Origin of the sequence: Microtetraspora fusca (assembly GCF_001570365.1) — a bacterium.
In the GTDB taxonomy this organism is placed as follows: domain Bacteria; phylum Actinomycetota; class Actinomycetes; order Streptosporangiales; family Streptosporangiaceae; genus Microtetraspora; species Microtetraspora fusca.
Window position 1 is genome coordinate 410,616 of record NZ_BBYK01000038.1, and the last position, 20,090, is coordinate 430,705.

A 20,090-nucleotide genomic window follows, 5' to 3' on the forward strand; every position below is an offset into this window, starting at 1 on the left:
CCCACTCTCGTGTGCACTAGTTGTTGCCACGAGAGGTTTCACCCCCATGCACTGGTCCGCCCATGTGGCGGTGGCAGGAGTCACCACCGCCGCCCTGTTGAGCTCCCCGTTACCCGCAGCCGCGGCCGAGCCCGCCGGCGGGAGCGTCCACCGGGTCACACTGATCACCGGGGACGTGGTGACCGTCAGGCAGGCCGAATCGGGCATGCACGCGGTCGAGGTGAAGCCGGGGCCGGGCCGTGAGCGGATGGCGTTCAACACCACCGAGGAGAACGGCGAGCTGCGGGTCCTGCCCAACGACATCGTCCCTTTCCTGGCGGCCAAGCGGCTGGACCCCAGCCTGTTCTCGGTCACCGGGCTGATCGCCCAGGGGTACGACGACGCGAAGACGGACAAGCTGCCGCTGCTGTTCCTCTACGACGGCTCCGCGCCGAAGAACGCGACCGCGCCCGAGCTGGAGAGCGTCAACGGCCGGGTCGTCGCCGCCGACAAGCGCACGATCGGCCGGCTGTGGAAGTCGTTCGACAAGCAGCGGGCCACGCTGTCGCAGGGCGTGACGAAGATCTGGCTGGACGCCAAGGTCAAGGCCACGCTCGACCACAGTGTGCCGCAGGTGGGCGCGCCGGAGGCGTGGCAGGCCGGGTTCGACGGCAAGGGCGTCAAGGTCGCCGTGCTGGACACCGGCGTCGACGCCTCCCACCCCGACCTGGCCGGACGCGTCAAGCAGACCAAGGTGTTCACCGGCGAGCCGAGCGTCCAGGACGGCAACGGGCACGGCACCCACGTGGCCGCCACCATCGCGGGCGGCGACGGCAGGAAGGGCGTCGCCCCCGGCGCCGAGCTGATGGTCGGCAAGGTGCTCGGCGACGACGGCTCGGGCACCCTGTCCGGCGTCATCGAGGGCATGGAGTGGGCCGCCGCCGAAGGCGCGTCGGTGATCAACATGAGCCTCGGCGGCGGCGCCACCGACGGCACCGACCCGCTCAGCGTCGCCGTCGACACCCTCACCGAGCGCACCGGCGCCCTGTTCGTGGTCGCGGCGGGCAACGACGGCTCGACCTACTCCATCGGCACTCCCGGCGCGGCGACCTCGGCGCTGACCGTCGGCGCGGTCGACGGCAAGGACGCGCTCGCGCAGTTCTCCAGCCGGGGCCCGCGCCTGGACGACGCGCCCAAGCCCGACCTCACCGCCCCTGGCGTGGCCATCGTCGCGGCCCGCGCGGCGGGCACCACCATGGGCGAGCCGGTCGACGAGCGCTACACGGCCGCCTCCGGCACATCGATGGCCACGCCGCATGTGGCCGGGGCCGCCGCGATCATCAAGCAGCGGCACCCCGACTGGACGGCGAAGCAGATCAAGGACGCGCTGGTCGGCTCGGCCAAGCCCATCGCCGGCCAGCAGATCGACGACGCCGGCGCGGGCCGCCTGGACGTGGCCCGCGCGGTGAGCCAGGGCGTGACCGCGACCGGCGTGGTCGACCTCGGCAAGCACCAGCAGGGAAAGGGCCCGGCCACGGCCGAGGGCACGATCACCTACACCAACGGCACGGCCGCCCCGGTCACGCTGGAACTGGCCGGCACCCTCGACGGGGCCGAGCTCAGCGCCAAGACCGTGTCGATCGCGGCGGGCGGCACCGCCGACGTCAAGGTCACGGTGGACCTGGCCACGCTCTCCTTCGGCCGGTACGGCGGGCTGGTCACTGCCACGGCGGGCGCGGAGCAGGTACACACCACGCTGGCGCTGACCTGGAAGGGACCGCAGCACATGGTCCGCTTCACCGCCATCGACGCCGCGGGCAAGCCGACCGGCGCCGACACGCTGTCGATGTTCGGCGCGTCGCAGCAGGACGACGTCTTCACCTGGCTGCCCGAGGAAGGGCTGACCGTGGAGGTGTCCGAGGGCACCTACATGACACAGTCGCTCAACCTGGGCGGCGGCTGGGGCCGGATGCACCCGCGTGACGGCATGGTCGTCATCCCCGAGCTCAAGGTCGACCGCGACCTGGACGTGGTGCTCGACTTCCGCAAGACCACCCCGGTGACCATCAAGACCAAGGAACCCGCCGAGCAGGTGGGCATCTACACCTACTTCACCTATCGCGCGTTCGGCTCGCGCAAAATCTCCCAGGGCGTCATGAACTTCGACGTCATCGAGGGGCTCAACGTCTCACCGACCCAGCCGGTGCGTGACGGCTCGTTCGAGTTCGCGTCGCGCTGGCAGCTCGTCGCACCGAAGCTCACCGCCCGCGTGCCCGGTACGGCGCAGCCGTACTCGATGGGGTTCCTGGGCAGGTCGCCGGGCGTGGAGGGGCGGCACATGTGGCGGCTCGCCGATGGGGCGGCCGGGTCCGACGGCAAGGCCGCGGTCATCCGTAGCGAGGACATCGACTGGACCGACCCGTCCGCGGCCGCGATCAAGGCAGGAGCGGTCGCCGTGATCCTGGTGATGGCCCCCGACGACCCGTTCGGGCGTGACTGGAAGCCGGCCGGCGCCGACCTGCCGATCCCGGCCCTGGTGGTCGCCGACGACGACGGGCAGCGGATGCTGGAGCGGATCAAGAAGGGCAACGCGAAGCTTGAGGTCACGGGGATGATGAGCTCGCCCTACCTCTACGACGTCATGCAGGTCTCCGATGGCCGCGTGCCGAACAAGGTCGTGTATGAGGTGAACGACAGCAACACCGCGCGTGTTGAAACGACATATGCCGACAACGGGGGCTTCGCCTGGGCCAAGGAGCAGCGCTTCGGCTGGCGCCCCTGGCAGTCCTACTCGCTCGGCCAGCAGATGGAGACCCAGCGGATCGTGAAGACCCCGCTGCGCCGCACCGAATACGTCAGCGCCAACGGCTCCTTCTGGCAGCACCTCGTCAACCACCAGTACGTCTGGGACGACATGGGCCGGCTGCTCGACGGCATGACCGAGCAGCCGCGCACCTACCAGCCCGGCACGCGGACCAGCGAGAGCTGGCACGCCCCGGTGGTTCGCCCGGCGATCCCCGCCTGGATCAAGCCCTCCACCCGCGAGGGCGACACGATGGAGATCCGGATCCCCGAGTTCGTGGACTCCTCCGGTCACGTCTCCCGCGCGGGCGTCGACAACGACACCGCGTCGGCCCGGTTCTTCCGCGACGGCACGCTGGTGGCGGAGCGCGACGCGGCCTGGGGCGCGTTCCCCGCGTCGCCGCAGGAGGCCGCCTACCGGCTGGAACTGTCCACCAAGCGCACCTCGGACGAGTGGACCACGGCGACCGCGACCGAGACGGCCTGGACGTTCCGCTCAAAGCCGGGCGATCGGGTGCTGCCGCTGCTGCAGGTCGACTATGACGTGCGCCCGGAGCGCCCCGGTCTGGTGGGCTTCGCCGTACGGCATCAGGAGGGCGTGAGCGGGGCGCGCGCGAAGAACCTGAAGCTGGAGCTGTCGTACGACGACGGCGCGACGTGGCGCGAGCAGCCGGTGATCGAACTCGGTGGCGGACGCTACAACGCGCTCGTCCCGCGCCCGCACCCGTCGCTGCGGGTCACCGCCACCGACTCGGCCGGCAACACGGTCAAGCAGACGGTGATCAGGGCCTATTGATCGGTCAGAGCCAGTTCTCGCGGGCGGCGTGCCAGGCCAGTTGCATCCGGGTCTGCGCACCCGCCCGCTCCATCAGGTAGGCGATCCTGCGCTGCACCGTGCGCTGCGAGATCTTGAGCTGGGTGGCGATCGATTTGTCCGGAACACCCGCGACCAGCAGTGACAGCAGGTAGAGATGGTCGGCGTCGAGCGGACTGCCCGGGCTGGTGAGGCTGACCGGCGTGGCTCGCTCCCACAGGCTCTCGAACAGGGCCTTGAGGGCGTCGAGCAGGCTGCTGGGCCTGATCAGCGCGGCGGTGAGCTGGGTCAGGCCATCGGTGTGCTGGATGAGCGGGAGCACCCCGAGCTCGCCGTCCGCGATGATCATCCGCACCGGCAGGGCGGGCAGCGCGCGAGCCTGCTCCCCCAGTGTGATGCCCTCGGCGAGGTTGACCAGCATGCCGGGTTCCTCCAGCAACGCCCCTTCGTAGATGACGCGGAAGCCGACGCCGCGCCGCAGCGCCGCGAGCTCCTCGGCGTTCTCCTGCGAGGTCATCGCCACGTGCCCGGCCCGGCAGAAGCTGAGCACCTCGTGCCGGGCGCCGTCCTGCAGCAGCCGGAGCTGCTCGCGCAGCGCCGTGCGGCTGGTGATCACCTCGATGAGCTGCGCCGCCTCGCGGCGCCGCGCGTGTGCGAGGTACTCCCCCGTGAGCTGCTCCATGGCATGCCGCGCCCGGTCGACCTCGGCCTGCCGCCGGTGCAGCCGGGCCGCGAGCGCGACGTCGGGCGCGACCGCCGTGAACCGGCCGGGATCTCCCGGCACGGCTCGCGCCAGCCCCTTGGCCAGCAGCGAGCCGAGCGCCTGCCGCGCGACCTCGGCCGCCACGCCCAGTTCCTCGGCCAGGGCGTCGGACTCGACCTCGGTGGTCCTGACCAGCAGCCGGTAGGCGGCTTCCTCCTCCGCGCCCAGCCCCGCCGCGCTCAGCACGTGCCGCACACGACCCGATCCAGATTCACCCGGCCATTGTAGAGAGGAGCTGCCAGGTGATGGTCGGGTCGGTGATGGCGGCGTCCCCTGCCGGCAGGAACGCCTTGCTGAGATGAGCGCCGGCGTGCCGTCCTCCTCGAACGGGAGGGACACCCGCTCGCGCGGGCCGGGCGCAGAGACGATGCACAGGTAGGCGTCGTTGGCCTCCATAGGGAAGTTGCCCGAGCCCGGATGGATGCGTCGCCTTCGACGGCCGCGGCGACGACGTGGCCATCATGGTCCGTCAGTTCCGCACCCTTGATCGTTGTCGGCTGGTCATCCACGGTCCAGGCACGGGCAAGACCACCTTGGCCATCCAACTACTGCGGCACCTGCCGGCCACCCGCACCGCCGAGCAGAATCCGGCGGGTCACGACAACCCCGCCCCGGTGCCGGTGCTGTTGCCGGTTAGGCCGGGCGGCCCTCGGGGACGGCGACCGGCACGATCTCCGGGGCGCCGAGCCTGATCGCGTCGGCCTCCTGGTCCGTGTCCTGCTCCTGGGAGGCCCGCTCGGCCTGGACCCGCTTGGTGTAGTACTCGACCTCGCGTCTGACCTGCTCGGCGTCCCAGCCGAGCGGGTCGGCCATGAGCTCGGCCACCTCCTGCGCGACCGCGACGCCCCGGTGGAAGGTCTCGATCGAGATGCGGGTCCGCCGGGTCAGCACGTCGTTGAGGTGCCGGGCGCCCTCGTGCGTGGCCGCGTACACGATTTCGGCCCGCAGGTAGTCGTCCGCCCCGGACAGCGGCCGCCCGAGCGACGGGTCGTCCTTGACGAGGATCAGCACCTCGTCGATCAGCGAGCCGTACCGCTGGAGCAGGTGCTCGATCCGCGCCACGTGCAGCCCCGAGGACTGGGCCAGCCGGTGCCGGGAGTTCCACAGCGCCTGGTAGCCCTCCGCGCCCACGAGCGGCACCTGGTCGGTGCAGGACGGCGGCACCCGCTGGTCCAGCCCGTGGGCGACCGCGTCCACCGCGTCCGCCGCCATCACCCGGTACGTCGTGAACTTCCCTCCGGCGATCATGACGAGTCCGGGCACCGGATGGGTGACGACGTGCTCGCGGGAGAGCTGCGACGTCTCCTCGGACTCTCCCGCCAGCAGCGGGCGCAGCCCCGCGTACACGCCCTCGACGTCGTCCCGCGACAGCGGCACCGACAACACCTCGTTGACATGATCGAGCACGTAGTCGATGTCGGCCCGCGACGCGGCCGGATGCGCCTTGTCCAGCGTCCACTCGGTGTCGGTGGTGCCGATGATCCAGTGCCGGCCCCACGGGATCACGAACAGCACGGACTTCTCCGTACGCAGGATGATCCCGCTGAGCGACTGAATGCGGTCGCGCGGCACCAGGAGGTGCACGCCCTTGGACGCCCGTACGTGGATCTGGCCGCGCCCGCCGACGAGCTGCTGGATGTCGTCGGTCCACACGCCGGTGGCGTTCACCACCTGCCGGGCGCGCACGTCCGGCTCGGCGCCCGTCTCCAGGTCGCGGACCCGCACGCCGGTGACCCGCTCGCCCTCCCGGAGGAAGCCGACGGCCTGGCTGCGCGAGGCCACGTACGCGCCGTACGTGGCGGCCGTGCGCAGCAGGGTCATTACGTAACGCGCGTCGTCCACCTGGGCGTCCCAGTACTGCACGGCGCCGACGAAGGCGGACCTCCGCAGCGACGGCGCGACCCGCAGGGCGTGCCGCCGGGACAGGTGCCGGTGGCCCGGCACACCCCGGGTGATGCCGAAAGAGAAACCGAGCGTGTCGTACAGCGCCAGCCCGGCCCCGATGTACGGGCGCTCCCAGCCCCGATGGGTCAGCGGGAACAGGAAGGGGATGGGCCGGACCAGGTGCGGGGCGATCCGCTTGAGCAGCAGCCCGCGTTCACGCAGCGCCTCCCTGACCAGGTCGAAGTTGAACTGTTCGAGATAGCGCAGCCCGCCGTGGATGAGCTTGGATGAGCGCGACGAGGTGCCGGAGGCGAAGTCCCGCGCCTCCACCACCCCCACCGAGAGCCCGCGCGTCGCGGCGTCGAGGGCGACGCCCGCCCCCACCACTCCGCCTCCGACCACGACGACGTCGAGTTCCTCTGCCGCCATCTGGGCCAGCGCGCCCGCGCGCTCGGCCGGGCCGAGCCGCGCCGCGCCTGTTCGCGCCGTCATAGAGCTCCTCTGAGATACGGCGGTGGTTTGCGTTATGGGTGTTCTACCCCGTTTTGTCCGGCCAAACTACTCACCAGTAGCCCCAGTTGTTTATCGACACACCTTCGGCGCAGCAGGCTCGGGGCGCCCCCTCGGCCGAAGCGTGCACAAAGCTGCGCATTTCTGCTATAGATGATGCAGAAATAAACAAAAGGAGCCTGCATTGACCACTCACACCGAGGTGGAGATCGCATCGCAACCGGCCTGCTGGCGTAGGGCGGTCGAGCTCGCCTCCGAGGCCGGTACGGCACTGCCCCGCGAGGGCGAGCGGGTGGCCGTCGTGGGATGCGGCACCTCGTGGTTCGTCGCCCAGGCGTACGCCGTACTGCGGGAGCGGGCCGGCCACGGCGAGACCGACGCCTTCGCCGCCTCCGAGACGCCCTCCGGCCGCCGCTACGATCGCATCCTCGCGCTGACCCGCTCCGGGACCACCACCGAGGTGCTCGACCTGCTCCGCGACACCGGGACGCCCACCATCGCGATCACCGCCGACCCCGCGACACCGGTCATGTCCCTCGCCGACAACGTGGTGGTGCTGGACTTCGCCGACGAGCGCTCCGTCGTGCAGACCCGCTTCGCGACCACGCAGCTCGCCCTGCTCCGCGCCCACCTCGGCGAGGACCTCACCCAGGCGATCGCGGACGCCGAGGAGGCCGTGGCCGAGCCGGTGGCCGCCGAGCTGGTCGAGGCCGAGCAGTTCACGTTCCTCGGCCGCGGCTGGACCTGCGGCCTGGCCGCCGAGGCCGCGCTGAAGATGCGCGAGGCCGCCCGCACCTGGACCGAGAGCTACCCGGCGATGGAGTACCGCCATGGGCCGATCAGCATCGCCGGGCCGGGCCGGATCACCTGGATGCTCGGGCAGGACGTCCCGCCCGGCCTGGCCGACCAGGTCGCGGCGACCGGCGGGACCTTCCTGTCCGGCGGCAGGGACGCCATGGCCGAGCTGGTGAAGATCCAGCGTGTCGCGGTCGAACGCGCCAGGGCCCGCGGCCTCGACCCGGACCGCCCGCTGCACCTCACCCGATCGGTGATCCTGGAGGCGTGACCCCGCCTCCGGTCGCGGCAGGATGGACCCATGCACGAGGACTCCGGGAACCGATCACCGCGACCGCGGGCCGGGAGGGCGACATGAGCATCACCCTTTCCGACGCCCGCATCGTCACTCTGGACGGCGAGCACGACGGCTGGCTCACCATCGAGGACGGCCGCATCACTTACATCGGACACGGCGCCGCGCCGGGGAACGGCCACAGTCTGGGCGGCCGGCTGGTCGTCCCCGGCTTCGTCGACATGCACAGCCACGGCGGGGCCGGCAGCTCGTTCCCCGACGGCGACCCCGGCACCGCCGCCGAGGTCGCGGCGTTCCACTTGGGCAAGGGCACGACCACCATGGTCGCCAGCCTGGTCACCGCCCCGCTCGACCGGCTCGCCCGCGCGGCGTCCGCCCTGGCCGACCTCTGCGAGCAGGGCCTCCTCGCGGGCATCCACTTCGAGGGCCCGTACATCGCGCGCAGCAGGTGCGGCGCGCACGACCCGGCGCTGCTGCGCGACCCGTCCCGCGAGGAGTTCCGGCAGCTGCTCAAGGCCGGCCGGGGGCAGGTCCGGATGCTGACGATCGCCCCCGAGCTGCCCGGTGCGCTCGACGTCATCAGGGACGCCGTCGCCGACGGCGTCATCGCCGCCCTCGGGCACAGCGAGGCCGTCTACGACAAGACCATCGAGGGCATCGAAGCGGGCGCCCGCGTGGCGACCCACCTCTACAACGCGATGCCGCAGCTCGGCCACCGCAACCCGGGCCCGATCGCGGCCCTGTTGGAGGACGACCGGGTCACGGTGGAGCTCATCAACGACGGCGTCCATGTCCACCCCGCCATGCTCGGGCTGGCCATGCGGGTCGCCGGCTCCGGCCGTACGGCGCTGATCACGGACGCGATGGCCGCGGCCGGGATGGGCGACGGCACGTACCCCCTCGGCCCGATGACCGTGGAAGTGAAGGACGGGGTGGCCCGCATCGCCGACGGCGGCTCCATCGCGGGCAGCACGCTCACCATGGACGTCGCGTTCAAGCGGACGGTCGAGCAGGTGGGCGTGGCTCCCGCCGAGGTGGCGAGGATGGCGTCGCTCACCCCCGCCCGCGTGCTCGGTCTCGACCACGAGATCGGCTCGATCACCGTCGGGAAGTACGCCGACCTGGTGGTGCTCGACGACACCTTGGAGGTCGAGGGCGTCATGCGCCGCGGCGTGTGGATCCGCCGCCCCTCAGGAGCGTGAGCTCGCCCGGCAGGCGTCGAGCAGACCGGGCGCGACCGTCGTCATCCGGACTGCTGCCCCGGGAACGTGCCCCAGGCCCAGGTCCGGAGCGGCACGGCCTGGTGACGGCGTGAGAAAAGCGAGGAACGGCAGGCACCATCGCCGCCGAAGGGTGTGAAAAACGACGCGGGCCCCTCGAAGCGAGGGGCCCGCGTTCGTTCGTCCAGTCGGGGCCGCTGGGCCTTCACGGCGGGATCCGGCTGCCCCGGGGAAACTGGCCGCCCCGGGGAGACAGGCGTCAGGCCCGGCCTACCGGCCGAGGTCCGTCACCGGCGACCCCGGCCCCGGGCCGCGGCGAGTTTCAGCGCTGGGGCGGGGCGACGACGACCTCGACCCGCTGGAACTCCTTCAGGTCGGAGTAGCCCGCGGTCGCCATCGTGCGCTTCAGCGCACCCATGAGGTTCATGGAGCCGTCGGCGAGCGAGGACGGCCCGTGCAGGATCTCCTGCAGCGACCCGATCGTGCCGAACTCGACGCGCTTGCCGCGCGGCAGCTCGGGGTGGTGCGCCTCGGAGCCCCAGTGGAAGCCCCGGCCCGGCGCCTCGGTCGCGCGGGCGAGCGGCGAGCCCACCATGACGGCGTCCGCACCGCAGGCGATGGCCTTGGCGATGTCGCCGGAGCCGCCCATGCCGCCGTCGGCGATCACGTGGACGTAGCGACCGCCCGACTCGTCCATGTAGTCGCGGCGCGCCGCGGCCACGTCCGAGATCGCGGTGGCCATCGGCACGACCACGCCGAGGACGTTGCGCGTGGTGTGCGAGGCGCCGCCGCCGAAGCCGACCAGCACACCCGCCGCGCCGGTCCGCATGAGGTGCAGCGCCGCCGTGTACGTGGCGCAGCCGCCCACGATCACCGGCACGTCCAGCTCGTAGATGAACTGCTTGAGGTTCAGCGGCTCGGCCCGGCCGGACACGTGCTCGGCCGAGACCGTCGTGCCCCGGATGACGAAGATGTCCACGCCGGCGTCGATGACGGCCTTGTGGTAGCGCACGGTCTTCTGCGGGGAGAGCCGCACCGCCGTGGTCACGCCCGCCGCGCGGATCTCCTCGATCCGCCGGCCGATCAGCTCCTCGTCGATCGGCTCCGTGTAGATCTCCTGCAGCCGGCGGGTCGCGGCGGCGCTGTCGAGGGTCGCGACCTCCTCAAGCAGCGACGTCGGGTCCTCATACCGCGTCCACAGCCCTTCGAGGTCCAGTACGGCGAGGCCGCCCAGCCGCCCGATCTCGACCGCCGTCCGCGGGGACACGACGCTGTCCATGGGGCTGACCACCATGGGCAGGTCGAACCGGTAGGCGTCGATCTGCCAGGAGATCGAGACCTCCTCGGGGTCGCGGGTGCGCCGGGACGGCACGATGCCGATCTCGTCCAAGGCGTACGCGCGCCGCCCGCTCTTGCCGCGCCCGATCTCCACCTGAGTCATATCGTCCTACTCTTTCCCATCCATACGGGTACGGCTCCCGCCGAGGGCGGCAGCCGCACGGCGTCGCAGTCGCTCGCCGTCCGTGACAGAACTTATCGGCGGTGGTAGTTCGGCGCCTCGACGGTCATCTGGATGTCATGCGGGTGGCTCTCCTTCAGACCCGCGGCCGTGATCGGCATGAGCTGCGCCTTCTCGTGCATCTCGGAGATCGTCCGCGAGCCGGTGTACCACATGCCCTGACGCAGCCCACCGACGAGCTGGTGCGCGACCGCCGCGACCGGGCCGCGGTAGGGGACCTGTCCCTCGATGCCCTCGGGGATGAACTTGTCCTCGCCGGTCACGTCCGCCTGGGCGTACCGGTCCTTGCTGAAGGACGCGCCGCCGCGCTCGCGGTTGCGCACCGCCCCCAGCGAGCCCATGCCGCGGTACGACTTGAACTGCTTGCCGTTGATGAAGATCAGCTCGCCGGGCGACTCCTCACATCCGGCGAGCAGCGAGCCCAGCATCACCGTGTCCGCCCCGACGGCCAGCGCCTTGGCGATGTCGCCCGAGTACTGCAGGCCGCCGTCGCCGATGACGGGGACGTTCGCGGGCGCGCAGGCGAGCGACGCCTCGTAGATGGCGGTGAGCTGCGGCGCGCCCACGCCCGCGACCACACGGGTGGTGCAGATCGAGCCGGGGCCCACGCCCACCTTCACCGCGTCGGCGCCGGCGTCGACGAGCATCTGAGCGCCCGCGCGGGTGGAGATGTTGCCGCCGATGACATCGACGGTGCTGTTGGCCTTCATCTTCGCGATCATGTCGGCCAGGCCCTTGGAGTGGCCGTGGGCGACATCCACGATGATCACATCGACACCCGCCTCGACGAGCGCCTTGGCGCGCCGTTCGGCCTCGTCGCCGACACCGATCGCGGCGCCCACGACCAACCGGCCGTTGGCATCCTTGGTGGCGAGTGGGTACTGCTCGCTCTTGGTGAAGTCTTTGACCGTCATGAGGCCCTGCAGCCGACCGGCCTCGTCGACCAGGGGCAGCTTCTCGACCTTGTTCTTGCGCAGCAACCGGAACGCCTCGTCGCGCGACACACCGACGGGCGCGGTGACCAGCGGCATCCGCGTCATCACCTCGCGGACCGGCCGGTTCTGGTCGGCCTCGAACCGCATGTCACGGTTGGTCACGATGCCCACCAGGACGCCATCGGCGTCGGTGACCGGTACGCCGGAGATGCGGTAGGTGGCACAGAGCCGTTCGACGTCGGCGAGGGTGTCATCAGGGGTGCAGGTCACCGGGTTGGTGACCATTCCCGCCTCCGAGCGCTTCACCAGGTCGGCCTGCGTCGCCTGATCCTCGATCGACAGGTTGCGGTGCAGGATGCCGATCCCACCCTGGCGGGCCATCGCCACCGCCATCCGTGCCTCGGTCACCGTGTCCATCGCCGCGGAGACCAGCGGAATGCGCAGGACCACGTTGCGGGACAGACGGGTCGTGGTATCGGCCTCGCCGGGCTGCAGATCCGAGTACGCCGGAACCAGCAGCACGTCGTCGAACGTGTATCCCTGTGCGGTGAACTTGGCCATCCGTGACCCCTCCTTCGCCTCGGCGGAGCCCTCGCCAGCCCCCGGTGCAAGTGTAGTGGCCTCGCTCAAACCTCCTTGTCAAGGCTTGACACCCCCTCGCCCCGGAAAAGACGGGACCCCACCTGGGGAAGTGGCTCCGTACGGGGCTCCAGCGCCGCCTCCGGCGTGACGCACTGCACTACGGCGCACACAAAGAAGTGGGGGGACCGGCTGACCGGTCCCCCCACCATCGGCGACAATCGCGATCCCGCGACCCGAGCCCCCCTCCGCGCCCGGTGGCGCCGGATCGCGGTAACGTGCCGACGCTCTGTTAAGAGTGCGTCACACTCCGTTGATAAGCAATGTCTCACCCTGCAATTGCACAAAGCTGCACATGCGTTCCGCGGAATGCCGGAACCTCCGGACAGGCCCGGAGCGCGGGGATATTCTCGCGAGGCGGCGCGCTCGTGGACGTTCCCACCCCGTCCGGCGGCGCCGGCGACCCGAGTGCGCGGAGCGAGCCATGAACACGACGCGAAACGCCGATCGCCTCCAGGCCCTCGGTCTCGGCGAGGCGGAGATCGCCGTGTACACCACGGTGCTGCGGCTGCACCGCGCCACGCTCGACGAGATCGCCCAGGCCGTGGACGAGCCCGTGGAGAGAGCCGCCGGCCTGCTGGCGACCCTCATCCGGCTCGGCGCGGTGGACGAGGCCGCCGGGGAGTACCTCGCCCGCCATCCCGCGGCCCCCGTCGGCCGGATGGTCACCGAACGGCTCGCCCTGCTGGCCCTGCAGAGCCGCCAGATCGACGACATGCTCGCCGCCGTCGCCGACCTGGCCCATCACTACGACTCCGGCCGCGCGTTCCGTACGGGCGAGCTGCGGGTGCGGTCCCTGACCGGCGCGGACGAGATCTACGAGGCGGTGATCGCGCTGGCCGGGCGGGCACCCCGCGCCGAGCTGGTGGCCGCCCTCCCCGACCGGCGCACGGCCGGCGACTTCTTCGAGAAGCACACGGACATGTGGCTCAGCGCGATCAAGGAGGGCGACCTCACCTCGCGCCTGATCGTCCCGGTGTCCGCGCTCGGCGTCCCCGCCTTCCGCGAGGCCGCCGGGCTCCTCAACCGGGCGGGCGCCGAGGTGCGCTCCCTCGACCAGGTGCCGAGCTGGTTCTTCGCTCTCGGCCACGACGCGGCCGGGCTGCCGGTCCAGTGGGGCGCCTCGCCTCCCGAACACGCGTACAACTGCTCCCTGGTGCAGTCCCCCGTCGTCGTCGGCGCGCTGCGCGCCCTGTTCACCGAGCTGTGGGGAAGGGCGGTGCCCGTCGCGCGTCCCGGAGGCGCCCTCCAGGTGCTCCGGCTCGCCGCCCAGGGGCTCTCCGACGAGTCGATCGCCCGGCACCTCGGCCTCTCCGTCCGCACCGTACGTGCCAGGTTCGCCGAGGCCATCGCCGAGCTGGGCGCCAACTCACGGTTCCAGGCGGGGGTGGAGGCCAGCCGCCGATCCTGGCTCTGATCGCGCCCGGCGGGCAGGCTCACGGCTTTGGGCGGGTGAAGCCCAGCCGCCGGGCGTGGCCCTGCCCCAACCCCCAGGCAGGCTCACGGCCCTACGCGAGAGTGGAAGCCGGCCGCCGATCCCGGCCCTGACCAAACCCCGGCACGGCCTCCTGTCACGCCGGACCCGCGGCCGCATTTCCGGCCCGTTTCCATGCGTATTCAACGCCCGGTTAAATGTGAAACACGTGCACCTGTCCGAGTGGGCCCACTTCCGCTCATGGGGGCGGGCAGGGTCATAAGGTGGGATGGTGCTGGAAGACGTCCCCCGCGACCCCTTCGCGGACGACCCGAACGACCCGTCAGCCGAACTAGGTGAACCCGACGACCAGGAGCCGCTTACCCTCGCCGAACGCGACGAGGCCCTGACCGACCTCGCCGACGTCGAGGTCTTCCGCTCCCTGCTCGAACCGCAGGGCGTGCTCGGGCTGGTCCTGGACTGTCCCGAATGCGGCGACCAACACTACTTCAGCTGGGACCTGCTCCGGGGCAACCTGCGGCAGATGATCGACAACGGGCGGCCTCAGGTCCACGAGCCCGCCTTCCAACCCGACCCCAGCGACTACGTGAGCTGGGAGTACGCCCGGGGCTACGTCGACGGCGTGATCGACACAGAAGAGAGCCGCTGACTGTCCACGTCGGCGATCAGCGCGCCGAGCAGGCGAACGGCGACGTCGCCCGCCTCCCGACCGAGGGCGACGGCCTCCCGCCGGGCCAGCGCGTCCAGAAGGGCATCGGTCCGCGCAACATCCGCATCCACTGCTGCATCGTCGCACGCCGCCGAAGTCGTCGGCGCACGAGGACCGCGAGATCAAGCAATCGATTCCAGATCGGCCATCTGCCTGAGCCTCGTCAGCGCCCGGTGCTGCGCGACCCGTACCGCGCCCGGGGACATGCCGAGCACGTTTCCGGTCTCCTCCGCCGACAACCCGGACACGACCCGCAGGATCAGCAGCTCGCGCTGGTTGTCCGGCAGCCGCGACAGCAGCGCCCGCGCGTGCTCCGCCTCGATGTAGCGCACCACCGTCTCCTCCGGCCCCGGGCCGTCGTCCGGCCCGTCCGGCAGGTCCTGTGTCGGCACGGCGGACCGCACCGAGCTGCGCAGCGCGTCCGCGACCTTGTGCGACGCGATCCCGAACACGAACGACGCGAACGGCCGGCCCATGTCCCGATAACGCGGCAAGGCCGACAGGACGGCGATGCACACTTCCTGGGCCACGTCGTCGGCGATGTGATAGTGACCGGAAACCCTTCCCAGTCGCGCACGGCAATAGCGCACCACCATCGGGCGCAGATGCCCCAGAAGCGATTCGATCGCGGTGCGATCTCCCTGTACGGCAAGGCTGGTCAGTTCCCTGAGGTCGGACTCATCCGATCTCGTCGCAAGCCTTACCCCAGTTGCGGCGTCGGCGACGCGTCCCTCGGTCACGTTAGGCATGATGCCCGCCACGATCGCCCATGTCGTCATGGTTAACGGCTACGGATTGGTCACATTGACGCGTCGATAACGGGTCGTAATCGATTGAACACAAGAGGGTTTGAATATTTCAGATGAATGGCCCAATAGGCAATTAGATGTCAGATGTTCGACGCGGCGACGACGCGCCGAGCGGGACTTAGGTTTACCGCAAAAAGAAGTACGGCCCCCGCGTCCGCGAGAGCCGTACTGCGCTGTGCTTCTTGGTCGGACCTCCGGCCCGGCATGCGTGGGGTGCGGTGGCACCCCACACCGATTCTTGCCCGGGCCTACGACCCGTCAGTGGCCGTGACCGTGCCCGTGGCCGTGGCCGTGGCCGCCGCCGGCGGCGGGGGCCTCCTCCTCGGGCTTGTCCACGACGAGGGCCTCGGTCGTGAGCAGCATGCCGGCGATGGACGCGGCGTTCTGCACGGCCGAGCGGGTGACCTTGACCGGGTCGATGACGCCCTGGCCGATCAGGTCGCCGTACTCGCCGGTGGCGGCGTTGAGGCCGTGACCGACCGACATCTCGGCCACCTTGGAGGTCACGACGTACCCCTCGAGGCCGGCGTTCTCGGCGATCCAGCGGGCGGGCTCGACGAGCGCCCGGCGGACGACCGCCACACCGGTGGCCTCGTCGCCGGACAGACCGAGGTCGTCCAGCTCCTTGGCCACGTGCACGAGCGCGGAGCCACCGCCGGAGACGATGCCCTCCTCGATCGCGGCGCGGGTCGCGGAGATCGCGTCCTCAAGGCGGTGCTTCTTCTCCTTGAGCTCGACCTCGGTGGCCGCGCCGACCTTGAGCACGCAGACGCCGCCCGCGAGCTTGGCGAGGCGCTCCTGGAGCTTCTCGCGGTCCCAGTCGGAGTCGGACTGCTCGATGGCGAGCTTGATCTCCTTGACGCGGTCCTCGATCGCCTTGGCGTCGCCCGCACCGTCCACGATGGTGGTGGAGTCCTTGGTGACGACGATGCGGCGAGCGGTGCCGAGCACCTCAAGGCCGACGCTGTCGAGCTTGAGGCCGACCTCCTCGCTGACGACCTCGCCGCCGGTGAGGATGGCGATGTCCTGCAGCATGGCCTTGCGGCGGTCGCCGAAGCCCGGAGCCTTGACGGCGACCGAGGTGAAGGTGCCGCGGATCTTGTTCGTCACCAGGACGGCCAGGGCCTCGCCCTCGACGTCCTCGGCGATGACGAGGAGCGACTTCTTCGTCTGGACGACCTTCTCCAGGATCGGCAGGAAGTCCGCGATCGAGGAGATCTTGCCCTGGTTGATCAGGATGTAGGGGTCCTCCAGGACCGCCTCCATACGCTCGAGGTCGGTCGCCATGTGCGGCGACAGGTACCCCTTGTCGAACTGGAGGCCCTCGGTGAAGTCCAGCTCCAGACCCATGGAGTTGGACTCCTCGACGGTGATGACACCGTCCTTGCCCACCTTGTCGAACGCCTCGGCGATCAGCTCGCCGATCTTCGCGTCCTGGGCCGAGATCGTCGCAACGTTGGCGATCTCCTGCTTGTCGGCGACCGGACGGGCGCCGTCGAGCAGCTTGTCGCTGATGGCCTTGGCCGCAGCGTCGATGCCGCGCTTGAGCGACATCGGCTGGGCGCCGGCGGCGACGTTGCGCAGGCCCTCGCGGACCATCGCCTGAGCCAGCACGGTGGCGGTGGTCGTGCCGTCACCCGCGATGTCGTTGGTCTTGGTCGCCACTTCCTTGGCGAGCTGGGCGCCGAGGTTCTCGTACGGCTTCTCCAGCTCGACCTCGCGAGCGATGGTGACACCGTCGTTGGTGATCGTGGGAGCACCGAACTTCTTGTCGATGACCACGTTCCGGCCGCGGGGGCCGAGCGTAACCTTCACGGCGTCCGCGAGGGCGTTCACGCCACGCTCAAGAGCGCGCCGCGCGTCCTCCTCGAACTCCAGGATCTTGGGCATTCACGTCTCCTTACGAGAGCGCCGGAGCCCCGGGAACGGGCGTCCCGGGGCTCCTCATGCTTTTGCGCGGCCTACTTCTCGATGATGGCGAGCACGTCACGGGCCGAGAGCACCAGGTACTCCTCGCCGCCGTACTTGACCTCGGTGCCGCCGTACTTGCTGTAGAGGACGACGTCGCCCTCCTTGACGTCGAGCGGAATGCGCTTCTCGCCGTCCTCGTCCCAGTTGCCCGGGCCCACCGCGAGGACCTTGCCCTCCTGCGGCTTCTCCTTGGCGGTGTCCGGGATGACCAGACCGGAAGCGGTGGTCTGCTCGGCCTCAAGCGGCTGGACCACGATGCGGTCACCAAGCGGCTTAACGGGAACCTTAGTGGCGGTCGTCACGATCGGACCTCCCCTTCAGATTGCGATGAATGAGCTGAAGAGGCGACCAGCGGCCTGCCGTCGCGGGTGTCAGACCTGCCTCGTCGCTGTTGGCACTCTCGCTAGGCGAGTGCCAACACGAAACAGTATGCAAGGGGACCGTGACAGTCAACACGAACCCCCGCCGCAGGTCACTGTGCTTATGGCGCTCGCTCCGCTCGCGCGGGCTCGGGGCGCCCTTCAGGCGATGTCTTCCCTCGTCACTCGGAGTCGCTCGTCCCTCCCTCCCCCCTCGCTCCTCAGTCCAGACACCGCCGCGCCCCGAGCGTGATGGCTCGGCGCCGTAATGATCGATGGCGCTCGCGGGGGCTCGGGGCGCCCCTCGTGCCCCACTTGGCCGTCGGCGGCTTCACCGCCGCGGCCCTGGTGGGCGGGGTGGGGTGGAGAGAGCGATAGCGTCGGGAGGCGTGGAACTTGAGGCGTTCCGGGCGCTGCTGACACCGGAGGGGCGTACCGCGCTGGCCGAGGCCGTACGGGTGACGGCCGAGGGGCTCGACCCGGTGGCGGCGGCGACCAGGCTGCGGCGCTCGTACGACCCGGCGCTGACCTCGGCCGCCCTCACCCAGGCCGCCCTCCGGCGGCGGGCGGAGGCCAAGTTCGGCGCGGACGCCGCCGTGATGTATTTCACCCCGCACGGCGTGGAACAGACGACCCGGGCCGAGGTGGCCGCGCACCGCGCCCGCCGCGTCGCCGCCGCCGTACCCGCCGGAGCCGGAGGGCCCCCGGCGACCGGGACGGCGGGGCCGCGCGTGCTCGACGTGTGCTGCGGGATCGGCGGCGACCTGATCGCCCTCGCCCAAGCGGGCTGCGTCGTGGACGCGGTGGACCTCGACCCGCTCACCACCGAGGTCGCCCGGGCCAACGCCGCCGCGCTCGGCCTCTCCCACCTGACCACGGTTCGTACGGCCGACGCCGCCGACACCGACCCGTCCGCGTACGACGTGCTGTTCGCCGACCCGGCCAGGCGCGGGGCACGTGGAAGGGTCTTCGACCCCATGGCCTACTCGCCCACGTGGCCGGTGACGCTTGAGCTGGCTGCCCGCGCTCCGGCGGCCTGCCTGAAGGTCGCGCCGGGCATCCCGTACGAGCTCGTCCCTGAGGGGGCCGAGGCCGAGTGGGTCTCGTACAAGGGCGAGGTGAAGGAGGCCGCGATCTGGCTCGGCGGCCTGGCCCACGCCTCGGAGCCGGGGGCCGCCGTCCACGGGAGCGGCTTCGCGCGGCGGGCGACGCTGCTGCCGTCGGGCGAGACTCTCGTCCCGTCGGGGGCGGAGGCCGGAGTCGGACCGGTGGCCCGCTACCTGTACGAACCCGACGGGGCGGCGGTCCGGGCGCACCTGGTCGCCGAGGTCGCCGACATGGTCGGCGGCCACCTGATCGACCCCCGGATCGCCTACATCACCGGAGACGCGCTGGTGCGCACGCCGTGGGCCGCCGCCTACGAGGTGCACGAGGTCATGCCGTTCTCGCTGAAGGCGCTGCGCGCGGCGCTCAGGAAGCGCGGCGTCGGAAATGTGACGATCAAGAAGCGCGGCTCAGCCGTCGACATCGACCAATTGTCACGAAATTTGCGACTTTCGGGGAGCGATTCAGCGGTAATCGTTCTTACCCGGATCGCCGAACGCCCTTACGCATTCATTTGCCGGCCTGCCTGACCTGGTGTTATTTCCAATTCCGACAATCCGGCGATAACCACGGCGTTTCTCCGTCCGCCCCAAAAGCGACGCCGTACGCGGCTACAGTGGGCGGTCGGGCGTGCCTCGCCCGATCACGAATCCCTCGAAACCGGACCAACCCGCCGCATTTTCGGTGCGCGAAGGAGCTTTCGGTGGACCACTCGAGCCACGGCCTCCTCCAATCTGGCAGCCAGACCGCCGTCTCCGAGCGGATGCGCGAGCTGCTGGCCCGCGCGGCGCAGGATCACGTCTACGAGCAGCGCACCCATGGCGCGGTGCTCGACGAGATCCGCCAGCGTCTCGAAGGCATGGAATGGCTGCTCCGCGAGCTTCGCGAGCGCGGGCTCGGGGGAATCGGCGGCCTCGCGGGCATGGTCGAGGCGGTCGGCGACCAGATCGACGTCCTTTCCGCGAAACCCCCGACCTGGGCCGAGAGCCTCGCCCGGCTCGTCGAGGTGGTCAGCGACCAGATCGAGGAGGTCGGAGAGCGCGTGGACCGGCTCCAGACCGGCGTGGACGCGGCCGCCGGCCGCTTCAGCCGACTCGACGGCGCCATCGGCGAGCTGGCCCGGGCCGCGGAGCGGCTGCGCGGGCAGCTCGACGGCGTCGAGGGCCGGATCGCCGCCGTGGAGGGCCGCCTGGCTGCAACGGAGGAGCACCTGACCGCCCTACGGGCGCACATGGGCGGCGTGACCGCCACACTCGGTGCGACGGACGCCAGGATCAACACGATCGACGGGCATCTGAGCCGCCACGACGACCGCTTCGATGTCGTGGAGGGCCGGATCGACGGCCGCTTCACCACCCTCGACGAGCATCTGATCTCGACCGAGACCCGCCTCACCGGCCGCGTGGACGCCGTCCGGCAGCGGGTGGAGGAGGTCGGCCGCCGGGTCGCGGAGATCCAGCGAGGGGCTGTGGCCCCATCGGAGGCCGCACAGACCCCGAACGCCGTGGCCCGGCAGCGGCAGCTCTGACCGTCCCCTGGTCGGCCCAG

Annotated in this window: 15 protein-coding genes and 1 pseudogene; 7 read left to right on the forward strand and 9 right to left on the reverse strand. The window is 70.8% G+C overall.

The annotated features are described in order from the left end of the window. Window positions 1-46: 46 nt before the first annotated feature. Entirely contained in the window at window positions 47-3,577 is a 3,531-nt protein-coding gene (locus tag AWQ68_RS01925) for a S8 family peptidase (protein ID WP_066933507.1), read from the forward strand. A 4-nt stretch (window positions 3,578-3,581) separates the two neighbouring features. On the opposite strand, the gene AWQ68_RS01930 is transcribed toward AWQ68_RS01925, so the two are convergent. From AWQ68_RS01930 to AWQ68_RS01935, 3 genes and pseudogenes are all read right to left on the reverse strand, one after another. Continuing rightward, the gene (locus tag AWQ68_RS01930) at window positions 3,582-4,553 is read right to left on the reverse strand and encodes a helix-turn-helix domain-containing protein (RefSeq protein WP_218006743.1); all 972 of its coding nucleotides are present in this window, start codon (window positions 4,551-4,553) and stop codon (window positions 3,582-3,584) included. Between the two features lie 114 nt (window positions 4,554-4,667). After that, a pseudogene (locus AWQ68_RS46350) lies at window positions 4,668-4,781 on the reverse strand (DUF7737 domain-containing protein); the annotation flags it as partial. Window positions 4,782-4,991: 210 nt separating this feature from the next. After that, window positions 4,992-6,734: a glycerol-3-phosphate dehydrogenase/oxidase gene (locus tag AWQ68_RS01935; protein ID WP_066933509.1), complete on the reverse strand. Its 1,743-nt coding sequence runs from the start codon at window positions 6,732-6,734 to the stop codon at window positions 4,992-4,994. A 202-nt stretch (window positions 6,735-6,936) separates the two neighbouring features. On the opposite strand from AWQ68_RS01935, the gene AWQ68_RS01940 reads away from it, so the two are divergent. Together AWQ68_RS01940 and nagA are read left to right on the forward strand one after the other, a co-directional pair. Then, the gene (locus AWQ68_RS01940; protein WP_066933512.1) at window positions 6,937-7,818 is read left to right on the forward strand and encodes an SIS domain-containing protein; all 882 of its coding nucleotides are present in this window, start codon (window positions 6,937-6,939) and stop codon (window positions 7,816-7,818) included. Window positions 7,819-7,901: 83 nt separating this feature from the next. After that, window positions 7,902-9,044 (forward strand): N-acetylglucosamine-6-phosphate deacetylase, encoded by a 1,143-nt coding sequence (gene nagA, locus AWQ68_RS01945; protein WP_157544767.1) that lies wholly within the window; start codon window positions 7,902-7,904, stop codon window positions 9,042-9,044. A gap of 340 nt (window positions 9,045-9,384) precedes the next feature. Here nagA and AWQ68_RS01950 read toward each other — a convergent pair whose 3' ends face one another. Both AWQ68_RS01950 and guaB read right to left on the reverse strand, forming a co-directional pair. Then, on the reverse strand, window positions 9,385-10,503 hold the full coding sequence (locus tag AWQ68_RS01950; protein ID WP_174554068.1) for a GuaB3 family IMP dehydrogenase-related protein: 1,119 nt from the start codon (window positions 10,501-10,503) through the stop codon (window positions 9,385-9,387). Between the two features lie 92 nt (window positions 10,504-10,595). After that, a complete protein-coding gene (gene guaB / locus AWQ68_RS01955; protein WP_066933515.1) occupies window positions 10,596-12,077 on the reverse strand; it encodes an IMP dehydrogenase in 1,482 nt (493 codons plus the stop codon). A gap of 502 nt (window positions 12,078-12,579) precedes the next feature. Here guaB and AWQ68_RS01960 point away from each other — a divergent pair. Next, a complete protein-coding gene (locus tag AWQ68_RS01960) occupies window positions 12,580-13,572 on the forward strand; it encodes a helix-turn-helix transcriptional regulator (RefSeq protein ID WP_066933518.1) in 993 nt (330 codons plus the stop codon). A gap of 289 nt (window positions 13,573-13,861) precedes the next feature. Next, window positions 13,862-14,239, forward strand: coding sequence for a DUF5319 domain-containing protein (locus AWQ68_RS01965; RefSeq protein WP_066934233.1), 378 nt, complete (start codon window positions 13,862-13,864; stop codon window positions 14,237-14,239). Here the strand turns inward: AWQ68_RS01965 and AWQ68_RS41925 are convergent. The 4 genes from AWQ68_RS41925 to groES form a co-directional block, all read right to left on the reverse strand. After that, entirely contained in the window at window positions 14,200-14,370 is a 171-nt protein-coding gene (locus tag AWQ68_RS41925; protein WP_157544769.1) for a hypothetical protein, read from the reverse strand. The genes AWQ68_RS01965 and AWQ68_RS41925 overlap by 40 nt on opposite strands. A gap of 51 nt (window positions 14,371-14,421) precedes the next feature. Beyond that, window positions 14,422-15,048 (reverse strand): sigma-70 family RNA polymerase sigma factor, encoded by a 627-nt coding sequence (locus tag AWQ68_RS01970; RefSeq protein ID WP_157530045.1) that lies wholly within the window; start codon window positions 15,046-15,048, stop codon window positions 14,422-14,424. Window positions 15,049-15,366: 318 nt separating this feature from the next. Further along, on the reverse strand, window positions 15,367-16,998 hold the full coding sequence (gene groL, locus AWQ68_RS01975) for a chaperonin GroEL (RefSeq protein WP_066933521.1): 1,632 nt from the start codon (window positions 16,996-16,998) through the stop codon (window positions 15,367-15,369). A gap of 71 nt (window positions 16,999-17,069) precedes the next feature. Further along, the gene (gene groES, locus AWQ68_RS01980) at window positions 17,070-17,381 is read right to left on the reverse strand and encodes a co-chaperone GroES (RefSeq protein WP_055482820.1); all 312 of its coding nucleotides are present in this window, start codon (window positions 17,379-17,381) and stop codon (window positions 17,070-17,072) included. A gap of 446 nt (window positions 17,382-17,827) precedes the next feature. Here groES and AWQ68_RS01985 point away from each other — a divergent pair, with 446 nt between their 5' ends. Both AWQ68_RS01985 and AWQ68_RS01990 read left to right on the forward strand, forming a co-directional pair. Beyond that, window positions 17,828-19,072, forward strand: coding sequence for a class I SAM-dependent methyltransferase (locus tag AWQ68_RS01985; protein WP_066933524.1), 1,245 nt, complete (start codon window positions 17,828-17,830; stop codon window positions 19,070-19,072). Window positions 19,073-19,245: 173 nt separating this feature from the next. Further along, window positions 19,246-20,070, forward strand: a complete 825-nt coding sequence (locus tag AWQ68_RS01990) for a hypothetical protein (protein WP_066933526.1) — start codon at window positions 19,246-19,248, stop codon at window positions 20,068-20,070. The last annotated feature ends 20 nt before the right edge of the window (window positions 20,071-20,090 follow it).